Below are 24,308 nucleotides of genomic sequence, written 5' to 3' on the forward strand. Positions count from 1 at the left end.
CGCTCGTGACAGACGCATCGCTGATCCTGTCCTTTGACACCTCCGGCCCATGGCTGGAGGTGCTGCTGCTTTCACGGCAGGAGGTTCTGTCGCAACATTCGTCCGATATGGCCAAGGGACAGGCGGAGGCGCTTTTCCCGGCGCTGGAAGACGTGCTTTCGTCAGCCGGTGCGGAATGGGCGAACCTCGACGCGATCGGCGTGGGCACGGGGCCGGGCAATTTCACGGGCATTCGCATATCGGTTTCGGCGGCGCGGGGTCTTGCGCTGGCGCTTGATATCCCGGCGGTGGGCGTGAGCATCCTGGAGGCGGTGGCCTTCGGGCAGGACGGTCCGGTGCTGGCCACGCGGGATGCGCCGCTGGGGCAGTTATATGTGCAGGGGTTCGGAACCAGGCGGCCTGTCGCGCCGGCCCTTCTGACGATGGATGCAATCGACCCGGCGCTTGGTGAGCCAGGGCTGGTCTGTGTCGGCCCGGCGGCAGAGGCGGTGGCCGAACGGATCGGCGCCACTGCGGTCGCGCCGAAACATGCCACCGCATCCGCCATCGCCCGAATCGCCGCGAAGCGGATGAGCGGCGAGATCGCCGCGCCTGCGCCGCTCTATCTGAAACCGGCGGATGCCGCGCCGTCGCGCGAGGCGCCCCCGGTCATCCTTGATGACGCCTGAGACGCTGGCCGCGCTGCACGGCCGCGCCTTTGCGGGACAGGGTCGTGGATGGAGCGCGGCAGAGTTTCGCGACCTTCTGGAGCGCCCGCATATCTTTGTCACCGGTGACGACAAGGGTTTTGCCATGGGCCAGGCGGTGGCGGGCGAAGCCGAACTTCTGACCCTTGCGACCGATCCGCACGTACGCCGCGAAGGGCGCGGTCGCGCCTGCCTGCGAGCTTTCGAGGCCGAGGCGCGGGCGCGCGGCGCTGAACGGTTGTTCCTTGAGGTCGCGGCGGATAACGCGGCGGCGCTGGCGCTGTACCTTTCGGAAGGCTTCGCCGAGTTGGCGCGGCGCAAGCGGTACTACGCCCGGCCCGAGGGTGGCCCGGTCGATGCGCTGGTGCTGGAAAAACTCTTGTCCTGAGGCGTTTCAGATCGCAGGGCTGTGGCCGGCGCGGCTGAGGTCGTAGGTGTCGAGACTGCGGGCGATCATGCGGGTTAGGGGGCGCGCCGCGGGAGGAATGAACAGACCTTCGTTGCTGAGATCGAGCAGTCCTTCGAAGGCGCGCGCCGTCGGCTCCAGCATCTGGCGCACGGCTAGGCGCGACATGCTGAAGGTTTCGCAGATCTCGCCCGCGTCGATGCGAAAATCGCACATGACGGCCTCGATCAGACGGGAGCGCAGAAGATCCTGCCCTTTGAAGACATGTCCCCGGCTGGTCGAGAAGCGGCCCTCGCGGATGGCGCCGGTATGGGCGCCGGTGGCGGGGGCATTCTGGGCATAGCCTTGCGGGAAGCGCGAGATCGACGAGGCCCCCAGACCCACGAGCACCTCTGACGTATCGTCGGTATAGCCCTGAAAGTTGCGGCGCAGGCGGCCCAGTCTTTTCGCGATGCTGAGCCCGTCCTCGGGCGTGGCGAAATGGTCTATGCCGATTTCTTTGTAGCCGTCCCAGACGAAGAGGCGGCGGGCGGATTCGAAGAGCTCCAGCCGTTCCTCGGGCGTGGGCAGCGCGTCGGACGGGATAAGCTGCTGCCGCTTGGCCATCCAGGGCACGTGGGCATAGCCGTAAAGCGCCACGCGGTCGGGGGTGAGCGACAGGAGCTTTTGCACGCTTTCAACCATGCGCGCCTTGGTCTGGTGCGGCAGGCCATAGAGGATGTCGGCGTTGAGGCTGCGCACGCCGGCGGCGCGCAGAGCGTCGATCGTGTCGCGGGTGATGTCGAAGGTCTGGATACGGCCGATGGCCTGCTGGATCACGTCGTCGAAATCCTGCACGCCCACGGAGGCGCGGTTCATGCCCGCGGCGGCGAGCGCCTCGATCCGGGGGGCGTCGATCTCGTTCGGGTCGATCTCGACCGAGAATTCGGTGTCGTCGCCGAACGGCACGGCGTCGCGCACGGCGTTGGCGAGGTCGGTGATCAGGTCGGCCGACAGCAGCGTCGGCGTGCCGCCGCCCCAGTGCAGGCGCGACAGGGTGACGCCGTCGGGCAGCGTGCTTTTGAGAAGTGCCAGTTCGGCCTTGAGCATCTCGACATAGGCGGCGACGGGCGAGAGCGACTTGGTGCCTTGTGTCCGGCAGGCGCAGAACCAGCACAACCTGCGGCAGAAAGGCACATGCAGGTAAAGCGAGATTGCACTGCCCGGTGCGATATTGGAGATCCAGTTCCGCATGGTCGACGGCCCGACGGATTCGGAAAAATGCGGGGCCGTGGGATAGCTTGTGTAACGCGGTACATTCGCGTCGAACAGGCCCAGTCTGCGGAGTTGTTCTCGGTCAATCATGCCGTTAGAATAGTCACAAGGAAGAGCGAAGCCTTGATGCAGATCAACTCGACCGAAAGTATTCTCGATGCTCAAAGACGCACATGATCCGACCCCTCGTGAGTGCGGGGAATGTCCGATTCGACACCGGGCCGTGTGCGCGCGATGTGACGCGCAGGAGCTGGAGCAGCTGGACCAGATCAAGTATTACCGCAGCTTCGAGGCGGGACGGACACTGATCTGGGCAGGCGACCGGATGGATTTCGTGGGCTCGGTCGTCTCGGGGATCGCGATGCTGACGCAGACGCTGGAGGACGGGCGCACGCAGATGGTGGGCCTGTTGTTGCCGAGCGATTTCGTGGGCCGTCCGGGGCGCGAGAAGGCGGCCTATAACGTGGTCGCGGTGAGCGACGTGGTGATGTGCTGTTTCCGTAAGCATCCTTTTGAAAACATGATGGAAAAGACGCCGCATATCGGTCAGCGCCTGCTGGAGATGACGCTGGACGAGCTGGATGCGGCGCGGGAGTGGATGCTGCTTTTGGGGCGCAAGACGGCGCGGGAGAAGATCGCGTCCTTCCTGGCCATCCTGGGGCGGCGCAACGCGGTGCTGAACATGTCGAAAGCGGCGGGTCAGGTGGTGTTCGACCTGCCTCTGACGCGCGAGGCGATGGCCGATTACCTGGGCCTGACCCTGGAGACGGTGAGCCGCCAGATCAGCGCGCTGAAGCGCGACCAGGTGATCCACCTGGAAGGCAAGCGGCACGTGACGGTGCCGGACTTCGACCGCTTGCTGGAAGAGGCGGGGGACGACAGCGACGGCGGGATGCTGGCCTGAGCCCGAGAATCGGGTCAATCCTTTGAATTCAAGAGAAATTCGACGTCGGTATTGCGTCGGTATTCAAGTGGTATCGCGACGGTGCGATTTTCCCGAATTGGCGGGTTTAACGGGGCGTTCGGGGATAATGTATCGTTAAGGCGCGGCGCGTGGGTTTTCACCCACCCTACGATGCTACGATGCGCCCGACGGTCTTGACTTCGGGCAGGGAGGGGCTTTGTTACGCGGCATGGCTGACCTCTCGACTTATTCGCTGGATGACCTCACCGTTGACGAAGCCTCGCGGCCACGGTCGCCGAGCGTGCCGGAGGCCACGGACAGGCACCGGCGGCAGGGCCGGCAGCTGGCGGCGATCCACCGGCACTACCTGATGGAGATGGCGCAGATCGGCGCGGTGCTGGCGCGGATCGAGGCGCGGGACAGCCCGCCCGACGACCTGAGGCAGATCGTGCTGTCGCTGGACATGGCCGAGAATTTCCGCGTGTTCGGAACGCTGTGTGGGCGCGAGTGCCAGGTGTTGAAGTTCCATCACGACATCGAAAGCGCCGATATGTTCCCGCGAATCGAGGCCGCGGGCGGGGGAATGTTCCGGGAGGTCGTGGCGAAGCTGATGTCAGAGCACGAGGTGGTCCACGAGTTGATCGTTCGTCTTGGGCGCGCGGCAGACAGGTTGGCGGAAGACCCCAGCGAGGAAAACTTTGCCCAGGCCGCCGCCACCTACCGGAAGCTGGAAGAGGTCGTGCGCTCGCATTTCGGGTACGAGGAAACCGAGCTGGAAGAGGCCATCGGGTATTACCTCGGGACGATCTGAGGCCGCGCGCACGAACCCATGTGCCTGGTCCGGTGCGCGCCCCCAGCCGTTCTTAATGCGCCATGAACAGAGGCAGTGGCGCGTGTTCCAGCATGTAGCGGGAGGCGCCGCCGAAGACCGCTTCGCGCACGCGGGAATGGCCGTAGGCACCCATGACCAGCGCGTCGGCGTCGACATCCTGTGCGCGGCGCAACAGGACGTCGGCCACGCGAGGCAGGGTTTTCGAGAGCACGTCTACCTCGACCGTGCAGCCATGGCGCACCAGGAATTGCGAGATCAGCCCGCCGGGGTCGGAGCGGTTCGGGCCGTGCACCGGCGGATCGACCACCACCACATGCACGCGGTCGGCCCGTTGCAGCATCGGCAGGGCGTCACGGGCGGCGCGCAGCGCCTCGCGCCCGTCGTTCCAGGCGACCACGACCCGCTTGGGGTCGAGGGTGATGTCCGGCGCGTCGGGCAGGACCATCGCGGGGATGCGCCCGTCGAACAGAATCGCCTCGGTCAACGGGGCCAGTTCGGGTCCCAGGCCCTCGCCATAGGGCATGGGCAGCACCGCCAGATCGGCAAAGCGGGCCCGGTCGGCGACGTGGTGCCCCAGATCGGCGATCTGCGCGACCCCTTGGTCGCAGGACCAGAAGAAACCGTCCTGCTTTTCCAGAAACGCCCGCACGGCGGTGTCGATCTCGGCGGCTTCCTCGTGACAATACTGGAAGGTGTTTTGCAGCATCACCGCACCTGCGCCGGAGAAGTAATGCGTTGCCGGATCGCGGGCGACACCGAGGCTGAGCACGTCGAGATGCGCGCCGTGCAGCCGGGCGAGGCCGGCGGCATGGGTCAGCGTGGGTTCAACGCGGGAGAGGTCTGAGAGGGCACAGAAGATCGTTTTCCAGGACATGTCGATTCGCATTTCGTTAACCACTTTGGACCCAGTCTGGCACCCGGGGCGAGACGCTGCCTTGATGCCGGTCAACCCATTCCCGCCAATCCTTTGATGCAGATCAAAGCGGGGGCGGGCGGCATCGGAAATAAGCGGCCCCAGTCAAATGACTTCGTGCGCCTTGGCAGGGCCTGCGCGGAGATACGGCAAAGGGACGCAAAATGGGTAACTACGTAAAACTGATCCTGCTGGGGCTGATCGCGTTCTTCGCGCTTTACGCCGCCAACCAGGCACGGGATATCGCGTACCTTGTGAATGCGCTGACCATCGCCCTTGTGGCGGCGGGCATGTTCATCTGGGTGCTGCGCAACACGGACGAGGACCGCCCCGTGGTCGATCTGTCCGGGGAATACATGGACGGGGTCGTGCGCGCGGGGGTCATCGCCACGGCGCTTTGGGGTGTCGTGGGCTTTCTGGTGGGTACGTTCATCGCGTTCCAGCTGGCCTTTCCGAGCCTCAACTTCGAATGGGCGCAAGGCTACATGAACTTTGGCCGGCTGCGGCCCCTGCACACCAGCGCGGTGATCTTCGCCTTTGGCGGTAACGCGCTGATCGCGACATCGTTTTACGTGGTGCAGCGCACCTGCGCGGCGCGGCTGTGGGGCGGGAACCTGGCGTGGTTCGTGTTCTGGGGGTTCCAACTGGTGATCGTGCTGGCCGCCACCGGCTACCTGCTGGGCGCGACGCAATCCAAGGAATACGCGGAGCCGGAATGGTACGTGGACTGGTGGCTGACCATCGTCTGGGTGTCCTACCTGGCCGTCTTCGTCGGCACGCTGGTGAAGCGCAAGGAGCCGCATATCTACGTGGCGAACTGGTTCTACCTGTCGTTCATCATCACGGTCGCGATGCTGCACGTGGTGAACAACCTGAGCATTCCGGTGAGCATCTTCGGGTCGAAATCCGTGCAGGTCTTTTCGGGCGTGCAGGATGCGATGACGCAGTGGTGGTACGGGCACAACGCCGTGGGGTTCTTCCTGACCGCAGGCTTTCTGGCGATGATGTACTACTTCGTGCCGAAACAGGCCGGGCGTCCGGTGTTCAGCTACAAGCTGTCGATCATCCACTTCTGGGCGCTGATCTTTCTTTATATTTGGGCGGGGCCGCACCATTTGCATTACACCGCGCTGCCCGACTGGGCCTCGACGCTGGGCATGGTGTTCTCGATCATCCTCTGGATGCCGTCGTGGGGCGGGATGATCAACGGCCTGATGACGCTGTCGGGCGCGTGGGACAAGCTGCGGACCGATCCGGTGATCCGGATGATGGTGATCAGCCTGGGCTTTTACGGGATGTCCACCTTTGAAGGGCCGATGATGTCGATCCGCGCGGTGAACAGCCTGTCGCATTACACCGACTGGACCATCGGGCACGTGCATTCCGGCGCACTGGGCTGGAACGGGATGATCACGTTCGGGTGCCTCTACTTCCTGGTGCCCAAGCTGTGGAACCGCGAGCGGCTGTACAGCCTGAGCCTGGTGAGCTGGCATTTCTGGCTGGCGACGATCGGGATCATTCTTTACGCGGCGTCGATGTGGGTGACGGGTATCATGGAAGGCCTGATGTGGCGCGAAGTGGATGCCAACGGGTTTCTGGTGAACTCTTTCGCCGACACGGTGAGTGCGAAGCTGCCGATGTACGTGGTGCGCGGTCTGGGTGGGGTCATGTTCCTCGCGGGTGCCCTGATCATGTGCTTCAACCTTTACATGACAGTCAGACGGAGCCCGGCGGTGCAGACCGACAACTCCGCTGTCCCCGCTGAATAAGGAGGGCCGGAAAAATGGCTGACGATAAAATGCAGAAACCCCCGATGCCGGCTTCGGCCTCGGGCGTGGGGGACCGGCCCAAGAAGAAGACCTTCCTGGACCGGCACCAGATCCTGGAACGCAACGTGACCCTGCTGGCAATCTTTGCCTTCCTGGTGGTGACCATCGGCGGCATCGTGCAGATCGCACCGCTGTTCTGGCTGGAGAACACCATCGAAGAGGTGGAGGGGATGCGCCCCTACACCCCGCTGGAGCTGACCGGGCGTGACATCTACATCCGCGAGGGATGCTATGTCTGCCACAGCCAGATGATCCGGCCGATGCGCGACGAGGTGGAGCGGTACGGGCATTACAGCCTTGCGGCCGAGAGCCAGTACGACCACCCGTTTCAGTGGGGGTCCAAGCGGACCGGGCCGGACCTGGCGCGCGTCGGTGGGCGGTATTCGAACGCCTGGCATGTGGACCACCTGCGCGACCCGCAATCGGTGGTGCCGGAATCGGTGATGCCCAAGTATGGCTATCTGGAAGAGCGGCTGATCGACGGGCGGTACGTGGATGAGCTTCTGGCGACGCACAAGCTGGTCGGGGTGCCCTACGAGGACGCGCATATCGAGAACGCACGCGCGGATTTCAAGGCGCAGGCCGATCCCGACAGCGACTATGACGGGTTGATCGAGCGGTACGGCGAAAGCGCGCAGGTGGCAAATTTCGACGGCCGTCCGGGCATCAGCGAAGCCGACGCCCTGATCGCCTATCTGCAGATGCTGGGCACGCTGGTCGATTTCTCGACCTTCACGCCCGTGGCCAGCCGGTAAGGAGGGACGACGATGGACACCTATTCCCTGCTGCGGGAGTTCGCAGACAGCTGGATGCTGCTGGCGCTCTTCGCCTTCTTCATCGGCGTCGTGATCTGGGTCATGCGGCCCGGATCGCGAGGCGCCTACCAGGATGTCGCCGACATTCCCTTCCGCAACGAAGACGCGCCGGCCAGATCCGCGCGCCGCGCCTCCGAGGAGGACCAGACCAATGGCTAAGAAACCGCAAGACAATCACGAGGTCGAGACGACCGGCCACAAATGGGACGGGATCGAGGAATACAACAATCCGTTGCCGCGCTGGTGGCTGTGGGTGTTCTACGCCACGATCGTCTGGGGCATCTGGTACACGATCGCCTATCCGGCCTGGCCGATGATCTCGGGCGCGACGCAAGGCTACCTGGGGTTTTCGACCCGCGCCAACGTGCAAGTCGAGCTTGAGGCGGCAGAGGCGGCCAATGCCGGGATCAACGAGCGGCTGGCTGGTGTCGAACTGGCGTCTATTCCCGGCGACGACGAACTGGCGGGCTATGCCCGGTCGGCGGGCGAGGCGGTGTTCAACACCTGGTGCGTGCAGTGTCACGGCCGCGAGGGCGGCGGTGCCACCGGCTATCCGACGCTGTCGGATGACGCCTGGCTGTGGGGCGGCACGATGGAGGCGATCCACACCACCGTCACCCACGGGATCCGCAACGACGAGGACCCCGACGCGCGCTATTCGCAGATGCCGGCCTTTGGCCGCGACGAACTGCTGACCGAGGAAGAGGTGGTGCAGGTGGTGAACTACGTCATGTCCCTGTCGGGCGAACCGCAGGACGCGCAGGCCGCCGCGGCAGGCGAGGAAGTGTTCACTTATAATTGCGCTGCCTGCCACGGAGAGAACGCCATGGGGATGGAGGAGCAGGGTGCGCCGAACCTGACCGACGCGATCTGGCTTTATGGCGGGGATTACGACGCGCTTTACGAGACGGTGTGGAATTCGCGCTTTGGCGTAATGCCGCCCTGGCAAGAGCGCCTGACCGAAGCGGAGATCCGCGCCGTATCTGCTTACGTCCACCAGCTGGGCGGCGGCGAATGAGCTGACGTCCCGACATCGAGATTCCCGGAGGCACTATTGCAATGCCCCCGGGACGGCACCGGCCCTTCCTTCTGTTCGCGCATTCTCGGAAGGGCCGGTGTTTTTTATTTGAGATGGTCAGACGTCGAGCGCGTCCGCCAGCGCGAGTAGCACGGCCTTGGGTGCTTCGAGCTGGGGCAGATGGCCCACGCCGGGCAATGTTTCAAAGACCGCCCCAGGCATCAGCGCGTGCAGGGCGCGGCCCCGGTCGAGCGGAATCCATGGATCGACCTCTCCCCAGATGATTTTGACCGGGCAGCGGACTTCGCCGTAATTCGGCTCGATCTCGGCGGTGAAGCGTTCGTCGGCCTGGGCGAACTGACGGTAGAAACTGGCGCGGCCCGCATCGTCCAGCCAAGGGGCTACGAGCGCCTCGGTGTCGTCGGGGGCAAGGTCATTAACCAGCGCGCCGTCGATATAGGCCCGCACGATGGCTGCGTGGATATGCGGGGGCAGGCCGGTGAAAGCGTCGATATGGCGGCCGACGTGGTCGAAGAACGCCGACCCCCAGGGCCGCATCGCCACCACGTTCATCAGCACAAGCCGGTCGAATTCGGCACCGTGCAGCAGGTGCGCGCGCAGTGTGGTCGCCCCGCCGAAATCATGCGCTACGACGCGGGGGCGGTCGAGGCCCCAGTGGGTCAGCATGTGGGCAAAGACCTGTCCCTGCACGTCGAGGCCGGTGGGCTGATCGGCGCGTTTCCCGGAGCGGCCATATCCGGGCATGTCGTACCAGTGGACGCTATGGGTTTCGGCCAGGGTGGGGATGATCCGGTGCCACGACACCGACGACCACGGCCAGCCATGGGCAAGCACGAGCGGCGGACCCGACCCGGCGCTGCCCCAGGCGACGGGGCCGGCGGGCGTGTCTGCGGTGTGAGCCAGGTTCCAGGTCATAAGGGGGATCCTGTTGGTAGAAAAAAGACCCGTGGCGCGGCCATGAGACTGGGGCCACGGGCCAGTCGGGGGAGACGCCCCGCGCACCTAACGTGTGCGCGGGCCGACATCAGGAGTTTGGAAGGGCCAGCGGCGTGTGCGCCAAGGCCACGGACAGGGCCGGGGGCGCGAGGCCGGTCTGGGGTGAAAGATGCGGGCCTCGAACATTACGTCGCCTAGCGCGGCAGGCGGCCGATGCGGTGCGCCTCGAGCTCGGCGTCGCGGCGGTTGTCGAAGCGCGTGTTGGGCGCCCAGTGGCCGCGGCCAGAGCGCGCATCGGTTTCGTTGAGGCGGGTGGCGGTGCGGAAGCTATCTGAAAGAATTCCAAGCATGTCGTGTTCCTCTTGGGCTGATGTGATAGCCTCAATCTGGCATCTATAGCGCGTTATTGCGACTCAGGAAAAATTCCGATATGTAAGTTCAGATTACATGACGGATTGGCTGACCCTCCCGCCCCTGACGGCCTTGCGTGCCTTCGCGGCCCTGTCCGAGACCGGCTCGGCGCAGGCGGCGGGGGCGGCGCTGAACGTCAGCCACGCTGCCATCAGCCAGCAGGTCAAGGCTCTGGAGACGCGGATGGGCGTGCCGTTGGTGGATCGCAGCGGACGGCGCTTGCAGTTGACCACTGAGGGGCGCGAGCTGGCCGATGCGCTGAAGACCGGGTTCGACACGATCGCGCGCAGTATTGACGCGCTGACCGGGGCCGATGCGGACCGGGCGGTGCAGGTGTCGACGACGCAGCTGTTCGCGACGACGTGGCTGATGCCGCGACTGATGGATTTTCAGACGCGGCACCCGGGCGTGGACCTGATGATCAACCCGTCGGCGGAGCTGCACGAGCTGACGCCGGGGGGCTATGACCTTGCGATCCGGTTCGGCGACGGCAACTGGCCGGGGCTGGAGGTGGAGATGCTGGTGCCCTCTGACATCGTGATCACCGCCGCGCCGTCGCTGGTGGGCGACTGCGAGATCACCCGGCCCGAACACCTGTTGGAGTACCCGTGGCTGGAGGAGCTGGGCACGTCGGAATCCACCGACTGGCTGCGCAAGCACGGTGTGACGGAAGGGCGCGCCAAGAGCGTGACGCAGGTGCCCGGCAACCTGATGCTGGACGGCGCGCGGGCCGGGCAGGGGATCATGAGCACGGCCATGTCCTCGGTCGCGGCGGAACTGGAGGCGGGGCGGCTGAAGCTGCTGTTTCGCGACGCGGGCGAGACGGGGTATCACATTGTCACGCGGCCTGGTGTGCTGCGGCCCAAGGCGCGCGCCTTCGTGGCGTGGCTGCGGCGGCAGAAGGAAGGGCCCCGCGACGAACAGGGTTGATCTGAGTCAAGGTTTTGGAAAACCAGCCGTGTCAGAACGGGCTGGCGCAACAGACCTTTACCGGAGCGAGAGCTATCCGTGTCCTCTACATCTGAGTCCCCCGAAACCCCGCCGAGCCTTTATGCCGCGCGGGAGCCTGTCTTTCCCAAACGCGTGAGCGGCTGGTTCCGCCGGTTCAAGTGGATCATCATGATCGTGACGCTGGGGATCTATTACGTCACGCCGTGGATCCGCTGGGACCGGGGGCCGTCGCTGCCCGATCAGGCGGTGCTGGTGGACATGGCGAACCGGCGGTTCTTTTTCTTCTGGATCGAGATCTGGCCGCATGAATTCTATTTCGTGGCCGGATTGCTGGTAATGGCGGGGCTGGGCCTGTTCCTGTTTACCTCGGCGCTGGGCCGGGTGTGGTGCGGCTATGCCTGCCCGCAGACGGTGTGGACGGACCTGTTCATCCTGGTGGAACGCTGGGTCGAGGGGGACCGCAATGCGAGGCTGCGGCTGCACCGGCAGAAGAAGCTGGATGCGCGCAAGCTGCGCCTGCGGCTGACAAAGTGGGCGCTGTGGCTGTTGATCGCGGTGGCCACGGGGGGCGCGTGGGTATTCTATTTTACCGATGCGCCGACGCTTCTGGTGGATCTCTTCACGCTGAACGCGCATCCGATTGCGTATACGACCATTGCGATCCTGACCGGCACGACGTTCTTTTTCGGCGGGTTCGCGCGCGAGCAGATCTGCATCTATGCCTGCCCGTGGCCGCGCATCCAGGCCGCGATGATGGACGAGGATACGCTGACCATCGGCTATCGCTATTGGCGGGGGGAGCCGCGCGGCAAGGGCAACGTGCGGCGGCGGCAGACCGAGGATGCGGTCAAGGCCGAGGCGGCGTCGCACGCGGCGGGGGAAACCGCGGGCGCCAGCTATGCCCGGACGCCGGTGCCCAACAACGAGAGCGACATGGTGCCGGATGCCGCGGCGGCGGCGAAGGGGCCGGGGGACTGCATCGACTGCATGGCCTGCGTGAATGTCTGCCCGATGGGGATCGACATCCGCGACGGGCAGCAGATGGAATGCATCACCTGTGGCCTGTGCATCGACGCCTGCGACGACATCATGGCCAAGATCGGCAAGCCGCGCGGCCTGATCGACTATATGGCGCTGACCGACGAGGAACGCGAGCGCGAGGGCAAGCCACCGAAGCCGGTGATGAAGCATATCCTGCGACCCAGAACGATCATGTATACCTCGTTGTGGTCGCTGGTGGGGGCGGGGCTGTTGTTTGCGCTGTTCATCCGGGCGGATATCGACCTGACGGTGGCACCGGTGCGCAACCCCACATTCGTCACGCTGTCGGATGGGTCGATCCGCAACACCTACGAGGTGCGCCTGCGCAACAAGCATGGCGAGGCGCGGCCGATGCGGATTTCGGTCAAGGGGGACCCGTCGATCCGCGTGCAGCTTGAAGGTACCCCCTATGAAACGGTAGAGGTGCCGGCGAACGAGACCTATCTGCAGCGCGTCTACCTGATCGCGCCGCAGGGGTCGGAGGCCGCACGGAGTGACGCCACGGATGTACGTCTGTGGGTCGAGGACATCTCGAACGGGGACCGGGCCCACAAGGACACGGTGTTCAACGGGAGGGGCGAATGAAGTCTGATTTCACGATCAAGGGATGGCATGTCTTTGCAGGCTTTGCCGGGGCGTTTTCGATCATCATCGCGGTGAACCTGGTGCTGGCGTTCTCGGCGGTGAAGACCTTTCCAGGGCTGGAGACGAAGAACTCTTACGTTGCCAGCCAGAGCTTCGATGACCGGCGCGACGCGCAGGAGGCGCTGGGCTGGACGGTGGCTGCGACGCACAAGGCGGGGCTGCTGGAGCTGAAGATCACCGATGCAGAGGGCCAGCCGGTGGAAGTGGCGGCGCTGGACGCGACGGTGGGGCGGGCGACTCATGTGCAGGATGACGTTAGCCCCGCGTTCCGGTTCGACGGCGAGGCGTATTTCGCCACGGTACCGCTGGGCGCGGGCAACTGGAACATCCGGATGGAGGCGCGGGCCGAGGACGGCACGGTGTTTCAGCAGCGTGTGGTTCTGATCAAGGAGGGCGGCGCGTGACCGTGGCGATACGGCATCAGGCGGCGATGGGTTGCCCGGCCTGTGCGGCGGCCCCCGGTGTGGACGACGTGGAGGTCGCGCCGGAGGCGGGGCAGATCGCGCTGTCGCTGCCGACGATCCATTGCGCCGCGTGTATTTCCAGGATCGAGGACGGGCTGACCGCGCATCCCGGTGTGCGGTCGGCGCGGGTGAACCTGACGTTGAAGCGGGCAAGTATCGATGCCGACGCAGACGTGACGCCCGCCGAGATGGTCGGTGTGGTCGAGGGGCTGGGATACGAGGCGCATGAGCTGGATCCCGGCACGCTCAATGCCACGGCGACGGACAAGGCGGGACGCGATTTGCTTATGCGGCTGGCGGTGGCCGGGTTCGCGATGATGAACGTGATGCTGCTGTCGGTGTCGGTCTGGTCCGGCGCGGATGATGCGACGCGGGACATGTTCCACTGGATTTCGGCGGCCATCGCGCTGCCCGCTGTCGCGTTCTGCGGCGTGCCGTTCTATCGCAACGCGTGGAGTGCGCTGCGGCAGGGGCGGCTGAACATGGATGTGCCGATCACGCTGGCCGTGGCGCTGGCGGTGGTGACGTCTCTTTGGGAGACGGCCCTGTCGGGCCATCATGCGTATTTCGACGCGGCGATTGCGCTGGTCTTTTTCCTGTTGGCTGGGCGTTACCTGGATCACCGGACACGGGAGGTGGCGCGGTCGGCGGCCGAGGAGTTGACGGCGCTGGAAGTGCCGCGCGCTTGGCGCATCGAGGACGGTACCGAGGTCGAACGCCCCATCGCGGAACTTGCGGTGGGCGACGTGGTGCTGGTGCGGGCCGGGGCGCGCGTGCCGGTGGATGGCGAGATTATTGACGGGACTTCGGAATTGGATCGGTCGCTTTTGACGGGCGAGACGGTGCCGGTTTTTGCCGGGCCGGGGCAGGCGGTGTCGGCGGGGGAGGTGAACCTGACCGGGCCGCTGCGCATCCGCGCGAGCGCCGTGGGGGCGGAGACGTCGCTGCACCGGATGGCGGATCTGGTGGCCATCGCGGAGTCGGGGCGGTCGCTGTATACATCGCTGGCGGACCGGGCGGCGAAGCTTTATGCGCCGGGGGTGCATATCCTGTCGGCTTTGGCCTTCGTGGGCTGGTTTCTTTACACCTTCGACATGCGCACGGCGCTGAATATCGCGGCGGCGGTGCTGATCATCACCTGTCCCTGTGCGCTGGGGTTGGCGGTGCCGGCGGTGACCACGGCGGCGTCGGGGCGGCTCTTTCGCAAGGGGATGCTGATCAAGCACGAGACCGCGCTGGAGCGGTTGTCGGAGGTCGACACGGTGGTGTTCGACAAGACCGGGACATTGACGGCGGGGGTGCCGGTGCTGACAAATGCGGATGTGCTGGACGATGCCGCGCGGGGCGTGGCGCTGGCGCTGGCACAGGGCTCGGCGCATCCGCTGGCGCGGGCGATTGCCAACGCGCTGGGCGAGGCGGAGGCGAAGCCCGCGGAGGTGACAGGGATTGCCGAGGTGCCGGGCTATGGCGTGTCGGGGCGCGTGGGCGACCTGGAGGTGCGTCTGGGCCGGGCGGCGTGGGTCGGGGCGGAGCCGTGTTCTGAGACGGCAACCTATCTGAAGATCGGGAAGGCGGCGCCTGTGGCGCTGACCTTCGAGGATGCGTTGCGCCCCGGCGCGGAAGAGGCCGTGACGGCGCTGTTGCGCGCGGACAAGGCGGTGTGGCTGGTGTCGGGGGATACCGAACCGGCGGTGAAGGCGCTGGCGGAGCGGTTGGGGATCGCGGCGTGGCACGCGGGCGTTCTGCCCGAGGACAAGGCGCGGATCGTGGCGGAGCTGTCCGATCAGGGCGCGCATGTCTTGATGGTCGGCGACGGGCTGAACGACACGGCGGCGCTGGCGGCGGCGCATGTGTCGATCTCGCCCGCCTCGGCGCTGGATGCGGCGCGGGTGGCGAGCGACGTGGTGCTCTTGGGCACGGACCTGAGCCCACTGGCCGAGGCGCTGGTGGTGGCGCGCAAGGCGCGGCGGCGGATCACCGAGAATTTCCGGTTGGCGACGCTTTACAACATCATTGCCGTGCCGCTGGCCGTGGCCGGGCTGGCCACGCCGCTGATCGCGGCCTTGGCGATGTCGGCGAGTTCGATTACCGTGTCGCTGAACGCGCTAAGGCTGTCGGGGAGGCGGGCATGACCATTCTGGCTTATCTTATCCCGATCTCGCTGATCCTGGGCGGGCTGGGGCTGGCGTTTTTCGTCTGGACGGTGCGCAGCAACCAGTATGACGACCCCGAGGGCAACGCGCAGCGCATCTTGCGCGATACCTACGACGACAAGCCGAAGCGGTAGTGCACCGCCGTAGAACGACGTGCCGGTGGCGTCCGTGGTATCTTGAGTATTTTTAGAACAGTGAAAGCCGGGGGCAGGGCTCGGAACGGCAAACGCCTGCGCGGAAGGAGGCGCAGGCGTTGCCGGGACCGGGCGCGGTGTTACGCGCCGGGGTCGATCATGAAGCAGGTGATCTGCTTGGCCTGAAGGCGGCGGCAGGCGAGGTCGGCGGTTTCGCGGGTCAGCCCCATGAAATTGGCATCGAACCCGGTGGAGCGTTTGACCACCTTGCGCAGGGAGCCGTCGAGGGTCTCCATTTCGTTCAGGGCGGTTTTCAGCAGGACCTTCTGCGCCTTGTACTGGCTGGGATAGCGGCCCACGTTGATGCCCCAGTGCCGGCCGCCGGAGGTGGAGATGCGGGTGACGACCTTTTGCACCGGGTCGGCGGCGGGTTCGCGCGCCTTGGGATTGGTCGCAGCGGCGGCATCGACGCTGGCCAGTACGAGGTCCTCGGGTCGTGCTTTAGGGTTGGCCGAGGGCGTGACGGTCGCGCTGCCTTGTGCGGGCGGGCTGGCGTCCTCGGTGATGGTTTCGGCGGCGGCCAGAAGCGCCTTTTCGATATCCTTCTTGCCGACGGTGGGCGCGGCCTGGGCCACGATCGCCTCGCCGGGGCGGAGCTGTGGACGGAGAGATTTCTTGACCGCGGCAGCCGAGGCCAGGCGCACGGTCTTGCCCACCCCGCCGGGCACGGAATGCCCGTCATCGGCCGGGCCGGGGCCGACCTTGCCCATGTAGACAGGCTTGGAGGGGCGGTTCACGGCGACACGGCTGGGGGCGCTGCGAAAGCCGAGGTCCAGCAGTTCGGCCACCTTGGCGTTACGTGTCGCGGTCGAGCGGCCGCCGAAGACGGTGGCGATGATGCGCTCGCCGCCCCGCTCGGCGCTGGCGGTGAGGTTGAAGCCGGCGGCACGGGTGTAGCCGGTCTTGATACCGTCGGCGCCGCGGTAGTCGGCCAGCAGGCGGCGGTTGGTGTGATAGACCTTCTTGATGCCCGCATCGGCGGTCACGCGGGAGAAGAGGTTGTAGTATTCCGGGTAGTCGTAAAAGAGGTGCCGTCCCAGCAGGGTCATGTCGCGGGCGGTCGAAAGATGGCCCTCTTCGGTCAGACCGTGGGCGTTCTTGAAGGTGGTGCGGGTCATGCCCAGCGCCTTGGCGGTGCGGTTCATGCGCCGGGCAAAGGCGGCCTCGGAGCCTTCGATCGCCTCGCCGAGGGCGGTGGCGGCGTCGTTGGCCGATTTCACCGCCGCGGCCCGGATGAGGTAGCGCAGCTTGATCGTCGAGCCCGACCTCAGACCGAGCTTGGAGGGCGGCTCGGAGGCCGCGTGCTTGGAGATGCGCACGGGCGTGTCGAGGGTGATCTCGCCGTTCTCGACCGCCTCGAAGACCACGTAGAGGGTCATCATCTTGGTCAGGGATGCCGGGTGAAGACGGGTGTCGGCGTTGTCCGCGTGAAGCACCTCGCCGGATCGTGCGTCCATCACCAAAGCTGCGTAGGGGGCCGCGACCGCGCTGAGCGGTACGATAACCATCATCCAGATAGTGGCCAACGCCACCAGACCCCAGCGGATGGGCTGCCTGCTTCGCGTTCTCATGGAACTGCTCTTTCTCTGCCTCGTTCACCGCCGATTTTTCGGCTGGCTTTTCATTATTGGGGAAAAGGTAGCACAGGGGGTCATTTGAATAAAGTGTTTATTTTCAAAGATTTTGACGTCATTCTGCAAGAGATTTGGGCACATGTTGTGGTTAGGTGCGCCCGAACCGCTAAACCGGCAATTGTGGCGGGATTGTGGCGCGCCGAAACCTGCGCGCGGAACCGCCGTGCCGACCTGCGCGTTTGCGTGCGAAGAGGAAGGGGACCTCATGTCATATCGTAGTTTCGCCGTGATCGGCCTGGGCAATTTCGGCAGCACCGTGGCGACCGAACTGGAGCGGTTCGGCAACCACGTGATCGGGGTGGATATCGACGAGACCCGGGTCAGCCGCCATGCCGACAAGCTGGGCGAGGCGATCATCCTGGACGCGCGCGACGACGAGGCGCTGAAAGAGGCCGGGGTGGGCGAGGTCGACATGGCGCTGGTGGCCGTGGGCGACAACCTGGAGTCGAGCATCCTGGCGGCGGTGAATTTGCGCCAGGTGGGCGCGGGCGCGGTCTGGGCCAAGGCGACCAGCCGGACGCACCACCGGGTCCTGTCGCGGATCGGCGTGGACCGGGTGATTCACCCCGAAGTCGAGATCGGGCAGCGCATCGCACAGGTGATGCACAACCCGCTGGTGCGCGACTATGTGGGCTTGGGCAACGGGTTTTTCGTGGTGAACCTGAAGGTCCCGGAAAAGCTGGAGGACACGAAACTGTCCGATATCGGCCATGGCGAAAACTTCGACCTGCGCTGCGTGGGTGTGATGCGCGGAACAAAGTTTATCGGGCGGGACGGCGACGAATGCACGTTGAAGGCCGACGACCTGCTGTTGATGCTGGGCCAGCGAAACGACTTGCGCGACTTCTCGGCGAGCCTGTGACGTGGCGCGCAGATCGTCGATCAAGCTGGGCTCGACCCGGCTGAGCCTGTCGCCGCCGGCGGTATTGGCGGTGCTGTATTTCCTGACCGTAGCGTTCGGTGCGTTCCTGTTGTGGCTGCCGATTTCGCATTACGACGCGGTGGGCGTGGGCGAGGCGATTTTCACCGCGACCTCCGCCGTGACCGTTACAGGGCTGGTGGTGGTCGACACCGGGGCGGAGTTCAGCCTGTTCGGGCAGATCGTGATTGCCTGCCTGATGCAGTTCGGCGGGCTGGGGCTGATGGTGTTTGCGGTGGTGATCCTGTCGGCCTTCGGCATTCCCATCGGAATGCCGCACAAGGTGATGCTGCGCGAGGATCTGAACCAGGCGACGATCAGCAACCTGGGCCGGCTGGTACGGATCATCGTGACCGTCTCGCTGGGCTGCGAGGCGGTGGGGGCGGTGCTGCTGGCCTTTGTCTTCGTGCCCGAGCTGGGCTGGGGCATGGGGTTGTGGCACGCGATATTCCACAGCATTTCCGCCTTCAACAACGCGGGTTTCGCGCTTTATCCCGACAGCCTGTCGGGGTGGGTCGGGAACCCTTTGATGAATATCACCGTGACCACGATGTTCATCCTTGGGGGGCTGGGCTTTATCGTGGTGGGGGACATCTATCAGCATCGCAAGTGGCGCAAGCTGTCGCTGCATTCCAAGCTGATGATCGCCGGCACGCTGTGGCTGATCGTCATCGGGGTGGTTGGGTTCGCGGTGCTGGAATGGCGCAATCCGGGCACGCTGGCCGGGTTGGAGACCACCGGCGACAAGCTGTGGGCCAGCTGGTTCCAGGGCGTCACACCGCGCACGGCGGGGTTCAACACGATCGATACGGCGGCGATGGAGGATTCCACGACCCTGCTGACGATCATGCTGATGATCGTGGGGGGCGGGTCGACCTCGACCGCCGGGGGGATCAAGGTGACATCGCTGATCGTGATGCTGCTGGCGACGGTGGCGTTTTTCAAAAGGCGGCCGGCGTTGCATGTGTTCGGGCGGAGCCTGCCGCTGGACCAGGTGCTGAAGGTAATGGCGCTGGCGACGATCAGCGGTTTGCTGATGTTCGCGAGCCTGTTCGCGTTGACGGCGACGCAGGACATCGCGTTTCGGGACCTTGCGTTCGAGGTGGCGTCGGCCTTCGGCACTGTGGGTCTAACGCACGGGGCGACGGCGGAGCTGAACTGGGCCGGGCGCGCGGTGATCATCGCGGTGATGTTCCTGGGGCGGGTGGGGCCGCTGACACTGGGGTTCTTCCTGGCGGCGAAGAGCCGGCCACGGGTGCGGTATCCGAGCGACAAGGTGTTCCTGGGGTAGTGCGTGGTGGGTTTTCACCCACCCTACGAGGCCGCAGTGCCACGCGCGACTTGGGGCAGGAGGTCCCGGATTAGGTCCGGGACGGCGCGTTTTGCAACAAGAAACGCCCCCGCAGGTTTCTGCGAGGGCGTTCCGATGTCAGGCCATCAAAGAGTTCAGTTCAGGGCTTCGTCGGTGATCTGATGCGTCCAGGCGGCGTCGCCCGGGTCTTCGGTGATCACCGGGTCGGAGCCGCCCGACAGAAGCGAGTCGACCGTGCGCTGGAAATCTTCCGGGTCGAGCGCGCCGTTGGAGCCGGCGGTCAGCTTGGCCACTTCGCCCATCATCCGCTTCTGGTGCTTTTCGGTCTGGGCGCCGGTGGCGTCGTTGTCGAGCACGATCATCGCGGCCTCGTCGGGGTTTTCCTCGGCCCATTTCCAGCCTTTCATCGAGGCGCGCACGAAGCGGGTCATCTTGTCGACGAAGGCGGGGTCTTCGAGGTTTTCTTCGAGCACGTACATGCCGTCTTCGAGCGTCGCCACGCCCTGGTCCTCGTATTTGAACACGACGAGGTCGTCCGGGGTGAGGCCCGCGTCGATGACCTGCCAGTATTCGTTATAGGTCATGGTCGAGACGCAGGCGGCCTGGTTTTGCAGCAGGGGATCGACGTTGAAGCCCTGTTTCAGCACGGTCACGCCGTCCTCGCCGCCCTCGGTCGGGATGCCAAGCTGGCTCATCCACGACAGGAACGGGTATTCGTTTCCGAAGAACCAGACGCCCAGCGTCTTGCCGCGGAAATCCTCGGGGCCTTCGATGCCGGTGTCCTTGCGGCAGGTCAGCATCATGCCGGAGCTTTTGAAGGGCTGGGCGATGTTGACGAGGGGCAGGCCCTTTTCACGGCTGGCGAGCGCCGAGGGCATCCAGTCGATGATCACGTCCGCGCCGCCGCCGGCGATGACCTGTGCCGGGGCGATGTCGGGCCCGCCGGGCTTGATTGTGACATTCAGGTCTTCCTCTTCGTAGAAGCCCTGGTCTTGTGCCACGTAGTAGCCGGCGAATTGCGACTGCGTCACCCATTTAAGTTGCAGCGTGACGTCGTCGGCGGCCAAGCCCGCGCCCCCCCAGAGGGTGGCGGCGGCGAGGCCGAGTGTTGTGGTGAGGTGTTTCATTGTCTTCTCCCTGTTCTGGTTTGCTTTGGTTTATGTCCGGCCCCGTTGGGACGGGTGCCAGAAGGTGACGGCGCGCTCGATGAGGGCGACCGCGCCGTAAAATCCCGAGCCGGCGAGGGCGGCGACGACGATCTCGGCCCAGACCAGATCCATCGCGAGGCGGCCCACGGAGGTGGATATGCGAAAGCCCATGCCCTGGATCGGCGAGCCGAAGAATTCGGCCACGATGGCGCCGATGAGCGCGAGCGTGGTGCCGATCTTGAGCCCGTTGAAGATAAAGGGCATGGCGGCGGGCAGGCGGAGTTTCAGAAGCGTGGTCCAGTAGCCGGCGGCGTAGGTGCGCATCAGGTCGCGCTGCATGGCATCGGCCTCGGAGAGGCCCTGCACGGTGTTCACCAGCATGGGGAAGAAGACCATGACGACGACCACGGCGGCCTTGGACTGCCAGTCGAAGCCGAACCACATCACGAGGATGGGGGCGAGGCCGATGATGGGAAGCGCGGCGGCGAAGTTGCCCACCGGAAGCAGGCCGCGTTTCAGGAAATCGGAGCGGTCGACGGCGATGGCCGTCAGGAACGCGGCACCACAGCCGAGGATATAGCCGGTGAGCGCGCCCTTGATGGCGGTCTGGAGGAAGTCGCCCCAGAGGATGCCGAGGGAGTTCGCGAATGTGGCGGCGATCACGCTGGGGGCGGGCAGAAGGGCGAGCTTGATCTCCAGCCCCCAGACGAGGCATTCCCACACGGCGATGAGCGTGGCCCCGAAGACGATGGGCGCGGCCAGCTGTGCTGCGGTGTTCTGCGGGTGGCGCGCCAGCCGCGTGTTGATCCACCAGCCTGCGGCCCAGATGAGCGCCCCTGCGATCAGCCAGCTCATTTTGCCATCCCCATGCGCCTGAGCGTGATGCGTTGGATAAGGCCGATGAGGCCAACGAGTATGGCGGCCAGCGTTGCGGCCATGATCAGCGCGCTCCAGATCTGGATGGTCTGGCCGTAATAGCTGCCGGCGAGAAGCCGCGCGCCAAGGCCTGCGACGGCGCCGGTGGGCAGCTCGCCGACGATGGCGCCGACAAGGCTGGCGGCCATGGCGATCTTCAGCGAGGTGAAGAAGTAGGGCATGGACGATGGCAGACGCAGCTTCCAGAAGGTTTGCGAGCGGCTGGCGTGCCAGGTGCGCATCTGGTCGAGTTGCATGGCGCTGGGGCTGCGCAGCCCCTTCACCATGCCGACGACGACCGGGAAGAAGCTGAGATACATTGAGATCATGGCTTTCGGGAGAAGCCCCGAGATGCCGACTGCGTTCAGTACCACGATGATCATCGGCGCGATGGCGAGGATCGGGATGGTCTGGGACGCGATGACCCAGGGCATGACGCTCATGTCCATGGTGCGGTTGTAGACGATGCCGATGGCCAGAAGCGTGCCGAGGGCGGTGCCGAGGAGGAACCCGAGCGCGGTGGAGCTGAAGGTGATCCAGCTGTGGTAAATGAGCGAACGCTTGGAGAAAGCCCGCCCGCTGGCGATCATCGCGCCGGTGGTGTTCCACATCTCGGTCGCTACCTGGTGCGGGGCGGGCAGTTTGGGCTTTTCCTGGCTCCACGTGTCGGCGACGAGGTCGGGGAAGCTTAGCGTGACCTCGGCCCGCGCGGCCTTGTCATAGGCCCAGGGGGCGTTGAGCGCGACCGCGCCGGCGTACCAGAGCGCGATGAGGGTCGCGACGACGGTGAGGACGGGGACGATGTTGCGCACTACACACCCCCTGCTTTCACTGTTCCAAAAATACTCAATACCGACCGCGTAATTGAGCCGAGTTTTTTGAGTATTTTAAGAACAATGAAAGGTTTGAGTGCGAAATTGGCCCCACGGCACAGGCTGGAGAGCCGATGGCCGTGAACGGTGAAAGTCCCTCGCCTGCTTCGGCGGGCGGGGGCGACTGGTTGACGTCGCGGCCCGGAGACGAGACCTGTTGACCGTATGGGACAGGCAGGCCGCGCACTGTCCCGCCCCGGCCTCCGAGGCGGGGCCTCTGGGCCTCCGAAGGGGAGGAGGCCCCGGATCAAGTCCGGGGCAGGCTCCCGGATCAAGACCGGGGTAGGGAGTGAGGTCTCAGTCCTCATAGCTGTGCCCCGCGCGAAGCCCGTCGCGGACGCGGTGGGCGATGTCGAGGAATTCCGGCGTGTCGCGGATGTCGAGGGGGCGCTCGCGCGGCAGGGTGCTTTCGATCACGTCGGCGATGCGGCCCGGGCGGGGGGACATGACGACGATTTTCGTCGAGAGGTACACCGCCTCGGGGATCGAGTGGGTGACGAAGCAGATGGTCTTGTTCGTGCGGTCCCAGAGCTGCAGCAGTTGTTCGTTGAGGTGGTCGCGGACGATCTCGTCGAGCGCGCCGAAGGGTTCGTCCATCAGCAGGATATCGGCATCGAAGGCCAGCGCCCGGGCGATGGAGGCGCGTTGCTGCATCCCGCCGGACAGCTGCCAAGGGAATTTCTTTTCGAAACCGCCGAGGTCCACGAGCTCCAGCACGCGGGCGATGCGGGCGTTTTGATTGGACTTGGAGTAACCCATGATTTCGAGCGGCAGGCGGATGTTGCCGGCGATGGTGCGCCACGGGTAGAGGCCCGCGGCCTGGAAGACATAGCCATAGGCGCGGCGTTGGCGGGCCTCGGCGGGGGTCATGCCGTTGACCGAGATGTTGCCGCCGGTGGGGTGTTCCAGGTCGGCCATGCAGCGCAGGAAGGTCGTCTTGCCACAGCCCGAGGGGCCGATGAAAGAGACGAAATCGCCCTTTTCGACGTCCAGCGTCACGTCCTTGAGCGCATGCACGGGCCCGTCATTGGTCTGGAAGGTCAGGGACAGGTCGCGGGCGGCGATCACGGGGCTGGGTGTCGATGTGGCTTGGGCGTCTTGCATCAGGGGGTCGTGTCTCCGGGCCGGGTGAAGGGAACAATCCCACGCCGCAAGGCGGTGTCAAGGCGGGTCCCGGCGTCATCTGCCTGTGATGCAGGCACATGATGAAATTGCGGGCAGTGGCGCGGGCGCATGTGGGTGTGACTCATTCGCAGGGCGACAGGTCTTCGACCGAGCCGTCGGGCAGGGTCAGGGTGACGCCGGTGCCATCGGCGCTGCGGGCGATGCCGAGGACCTTTTTGCGGCTGTCGGCATCGCCGGGGCAGGTGGCCATGAGCGTGCCGGTCTGCACGGCGGTGATCTGGCAGATCGCGCCGTGCAGGTTGAGGTGGCCCGCGACGATGGCGACCTCGCTTTCTTGGGTGGCATCCTCGCCCTGGATCCGGGCGCAGCCGTCGGGGTTGCCGAGCGGTGCTGCCAGCTGGGCCGTGGCGGGGCTGGCCAGCAGGAGAAGGGCGAGGGTGAGGCGCATGGGGGTGGGTGTTTGAAAAGACGATGAACGGATGACTTGCGTGAGTTCTGTCATTATACCGGCATCGGTCCGGAACGTGAGCGGAAGAATTTTGGCAAAGGTAGCATAATCAGACACTTCTGCGCTCCTTGGAGTGGAACTCGATAAAGTGCCAAAGCAATCCGGCAGAAAGTCCCGCAAAAAGGTGCAGAGCCGATAGGTGCAAGGGGTGTGAGGACATTGACACCGATGGGTACATCGCCGGATGCAGGACAAACGCGATAGCCAGGCTGGCCAATGTGCCACCTAGAAACGCGCCATGGAGCGGGGTCATAGGAAGCGTGCCGATGAGGAAGCGCAGAGCCAATCCGGCAGGCAAGCTTGCACACGCGACAAAGCCAAAGATTAGGATACCTCCCAACCATTTGGCAGAGCCTTCTATGATTCCAATAGGTCCTGAAATGATCGCTTGAGTGCCGGTGA

Annotated in this window: 25 protein-coding genes; 15 read left to right on the forward strand and 10 right to left on the reverse strand. The window is 65.2% G+C overall.

The genetic code is table 11. The features are described from left to right. Positions 1 to 5: 5 nt before the first annotated feature. The gene (tsaB, locus tag XM53_RS05145; protein WP_082630753.1) at positions 6 to 668 is read left to right on the forward strand and encodes a tRNA (adenosine(37)-N6)-threonylcarbamoyltransferase complex dimerization subunit type 1 TsaB; all 663 of its coding nucleotides are present in this window, start codon (positions 6 to 8) and stop codon (positions 666 to 668) included. Then, a complete protein-coding gene (locus tag XM53_RS05150) occupies positions 658 to 1,074 on the forward strand; it encodes a GNAT family N-acetyltransferase (protein WP_057790942.1) in 417 nt (138 codons plus the stop codon). Before tsaB ends, XM53_RS05150 begins: the two co-directional genes overlap by 11 nt. A gap of 6 nt (positions 1,075 to 1,080) precedes the next feature. On the opposite strand, the gene hemN is transcribed toward XM53_RS05150, so the two are convergent. Next, on the reverse strand, positions 1,081 to 2,436 hold the full coding sequence (hemN, locus tag XM53_RS05155) for an oxygen-independent coproporphyrinogen III oxidase (protein WP_057790944.1): 1,356 nt from the start codon (positions 2,434 to 2,436) through the stop codon (positions 1,081 to 1,083). 67 nt (positions 2,437 to 2,503) lie between these two features. Here hemN and fnrL point away from each other — a divergent pair, with 67 nt between their 5' ends. Together fnrL and XM53_RS05165 are read left to right on the forward strand one after the other, a co-directional pair. Further along, positions 2,504 to 3,250 (forward strand): transcriptional regulator FnrL, encoded by a 747-nt coding sequence (gene fnrL, locus XM53_RS05160; RefSeq protein WP_057790946.1) that lies wholly within the window; start codon positions 2,504 to 2,506, stop codon positions 3,248 to 3,250. 229 nt (positions 3,251 to 3,479) lie between these two features. Then, entirely contained in the window at positions 3,480 to 4,061 is a 582-nt protein-coding gene (locus XM53_RS05165; protein WP_057790948.1) for a hemerythrin domain-containing protein, read from the forward strand. Between the two features lie 52 nt (positions 4,062 to 4,113). Here XM53_RS05165 and XM53_RS05170 read toward each other — a convergent pair whose 3' ends face one another. Then, positions 4,114 to 4,956, reverse strand: coding sequence for a universal stress protein (locus tag XM53_RS05170; protein WP_057790950.1), 843 nt, complete (start codon positions 4,954 to 4,956; stop codon positions 4,114 to 4,116). Positions 4,957 to 5,159: 203 nt separating this feature from the next. On the opposite strand from XM53_RS05170, the gene ccoN reads away from it, so the two are divergent. From ccoN to ccoP, 4 genes are read left to right on the forward strand one after another with little or no spacing between them, the layout of a single operon-like run. Continuing rightward, positions 5,160 to 6,764, forward strand: a complete 1,605-nt coding sequence (gene ccoN / locus XM53_RS05175; protein ID WP_057790953.1) for a cytochrome-c oxidase, cbb3-type subunit I — start codon at positions 5,160 to 5,162, stop codon at positions 6,762 to 6,764. Positions 6,765 to 6,808: 44 nt separating this feature from the next. Beyond that, the gene (ccoO, locus tag XM53_RS05180) at positions 6,809 to 7,579 is read left to right on the forward strand and encodes a cytochrome-c oxidase, cbb3-type subunit II (protein WP_057791284.1); all 771 of its coding nucleotides are present in this window, start codon (positions 6,809 to 6,811) and stop codon (positions 7,577 to 7,579) included. Between the two features lie 12 nt (positions 7,580 to 7,591). Beyond that, on the forward strand, positions 7,592 to 7,798 hold the full coding sequence (locus tag XM53_RS05185) for a CcoQ/FixQ family Cbb3-type cytochrome c oxidase assembly chaperone (protein WP_057790955.1): 207 nt from the start codon (positions 7,592 to 7,594) through the stop codon (positions 7,796 to 7,798). Continuing rightward, complete coding sequence (gene ccoP, locus XM53_RS05190; protein WP_057790957.1) at positions 7,791 to 8,657, forward strand: cytochrome-c oxidase, cbb3-type subunit III; 867 nt, start codon at positions 7,791 to 7,793, stop codon at positions 8,655 to 8,657. Before XM53_RS05185 ends, ccoP begins: the two co-directional genes overlap by 8 nt. A gap of 117 nt (positions 8,658 to 8,774) precedes the next feature. On the opposite strand, the gene XM53_RS05195 is transcribed toward ccoP, so the two are convergent. Together XM53_RS05195 and XM53_RS23395 are read right to left on the reverse strand one after the other, a co-directional pair. Continuing rightward, complete coding sequence (locus tag XM53_RS05195) at positions 8,775 to 9,593, reverse strand: alpha/beta fold hydrolase (RefSeq protein WP_057790959.1); 819 nt, start codon at positions 9,591 to 9,593, stop codon at positions 8,775 to 8,777. Between the two features lie 215 nt (positions 9,594 to 9,808). After that, positions 9,809 to 9,964 (reverse strand): hypothetical protein, encoded by a 156-nt coding sequence (locus XM53_RS23395; protein ID WP_160321365.1) that lies wholly within the window; start codon positions 9,962 to 9,964, stop codon positions 9,809 to 9,811. A gap of 97 nt (positions 9,965 to 10,061) precedes the next feature. On the opposite strand from XM53_RS23395, the gene XM53_RS05200 reads away from it, so the two are divergent. The 5 genes from XM53_RS05200 to ccoS all read left to right on the forward strand — a co-directional run bounded on the left by XM53_RS05200 (position 10,062) and on the right by ccoS (position 15,413). Then, a complete protein-coding gene (locus XM53_RS05200) occupies positions 10,062 to 10,955 on the forward strand; it encodes a LysR family transcriptional regulator (protein ID WP_057790961.1) in 894 nt (297 codons plus the stop codon). Positions 10,956 to 11,033: 78 nt separating this feature from the next. Continuing rightward, on the forward strand, positions 11,034 to 12,602 hold the full coding sequence (locus XM53_RS05205; RefSeq protein ID WP_057790963.1) for an RdxA/RdxB/FixG family protein: 1,569 nt from the start codon (positions 11,034 to 11,036) through the stop codon (positions 12,600 to 12,602). After that, positions 12,599 to 13,066 carry a FixH family protein gene (locus XM53_RS05210; RefSeq protein WP_057790964.1) on the forward strand — a complete coding sequence of 156 codons (468 nt, stop codon included), beginning with the start codon at positions 12,599 to 12,601 and terminating at the stop codon, positions 13,064 to 13,066. Before XM53_RS05205 ends, XM53_RS05210 begins: the two co-directional genes overlap by 4 nt. Continuing rightward, positions 13,063 to 15,258: a heavy metal translocating P-type ATPase gene (locus XM53_RS05215; RefSeq protein WP_057790966.1), complete on the forward strand. Its 2,196-nt coding sequence runs from the start codon at positions 13,063 to 13,065 to the stop codon at positions 15,256 to 15,258. The genes XM53_RS05210 and XM53_RS05215 overlap by 4 nt, the downstream gene beginning before the upstream one ends. Then, positions 15,255 to 15,413, forward strand: a complete 159-nt coding sequence (gene ccoS / locus XM53_RS05220; RefSeq protein WP_057790968.1) for a cbb3-type cytochrome oxidase assembly protein CcoS — start codon at positions 15,255 to 15,257, stop codon at positions 15,411 to 15,413. The genes XM53_RS05215 and ccoS overlap by 4 nt, the downstream gene beginning before the upstream one ends. 140 nt (positions 15,414 to 15,553) lie before the next feature. Here ccoS and XM53_RS05225 read toward each other — a convergent pair whose 3' ends face one another. Beyond that, a complete protein-coding gene (locus XM53_RS05225) occupies positions 15,554 to 17,044 on the reverse strand; it encodes a D-alanyl-D-alanine carboxypeptidase family protein (protein ID WP_057790970.1) in 1,491 nt (496 codons plus the stop codon). 268 nt (positions 17,045 to 17,312) lie between these two features. On the opposite strand from XM53_RS05225, the gene XM53_RS05230 reads away from it, so the two are divergent. Further along, on the forward strand, positions 17,313 to 17,969 hold the full coding sequence (locus XM53_RS05230) for a potassium channel family protein (RefSeq protein WP_057790972.1): 657 nt from the start codon (positions 17,313 to 17,315) through the stop codon (positions 17,967 to 17,969). A 1-nt stretch (position 17,970) separates the two neighbouring features. Next, on the forward strand, positions 17,971 to 19,317 hold the full coding sequence (locus XM53_RS05235; protein WP_236544420.1) for a TrkH family potassium uptake protein: 1,347 nt from the start codon (positions 17,971 to 17,973) through the stop codon (positions 19,315 to 19,317). A 155-nt stretch (positions 19,318 to 19,472) separates the two neighbouring features. Here the strand turns inward: XM53_RS05235 and XM53_RS05240 are convergent, their stop codons facing one another. The 5 genes from XM53_RS05240 to XM53_RS05260 all read right to left on the reverse strand — a co-directional run bounded on the left by XM53_RS05240 (position 19,473) and on the right by XM53_RS05260 (position 23,846). Continuing rightward, positions 19,473 to 20,465, reverse strand: coding sequence for an ABC transporter substrate-binding protein (locus XM53_RS05240; protein WP_057790974.1), 993 nt, complete (start codon positions 20,463 to 20,465; stop codon positions 19,473 to 19,475). Between the two features lie 30 nt (positions 20,466 to 20,495). After that, a complete protein-coding gene (locus tag XM53_RS05245) occupies positions 20,496 to 21,341 on the reverse strand; it encodes an ABC transporter permease (protein ID WP_057790976.1) in 846 nt (281 codons plus the stop codon). Then, positions 21,338 to 22,213 (reverse strand): ABC transporter permease, encoded by an 876-nt coding sequence (locus tag XM53_RS05250; RefSeq protein ID WP_201455389.1) that lies wholly within the window; start codon positions 22,211 to 22,213, stop codon positions 21,338 to 21,340. Before XM53_RS05250 ends, XM53_RS05245 begins: the two co-directional genes overlap by 4 nt. A 357-nt stretch (positions 22,214 to 22,570) precedes the next feature. Next, entirely contained in the window at positions 22,571 to 23,377 is an 807-nt protein-coding gene (locus XM53_RS05255) for an ABC transporter ATP-binding protein (protein WP_057790980.1), read from the reverse strand. 142 nt (positions 23,378 to 23,519) lie between these two features. Then, on the reverse strand, positions 23,520 to 23,846 hold the full coding sequence (locus XM53_RS05260) for a hypothetical protein (protein ID WP_057790982.1): 327 nt from the start codon (positions 23,844 to 23,846) through the stop codon (positions 23,520 to 23,522). Positions 23,847 to 24,308 lie beyond the last annotated feature (462 nt).

The sequence above is a fragment of the Roseovarius atlanticus genome (assembly GCF_001441615.1).
Lineage (GTDB): Bacteria > Pseudomonadota > Alphaproteobacteria > Rhodobacterales > Rhodobacteraceae > Roseovarius > Roseovarius atlanticus.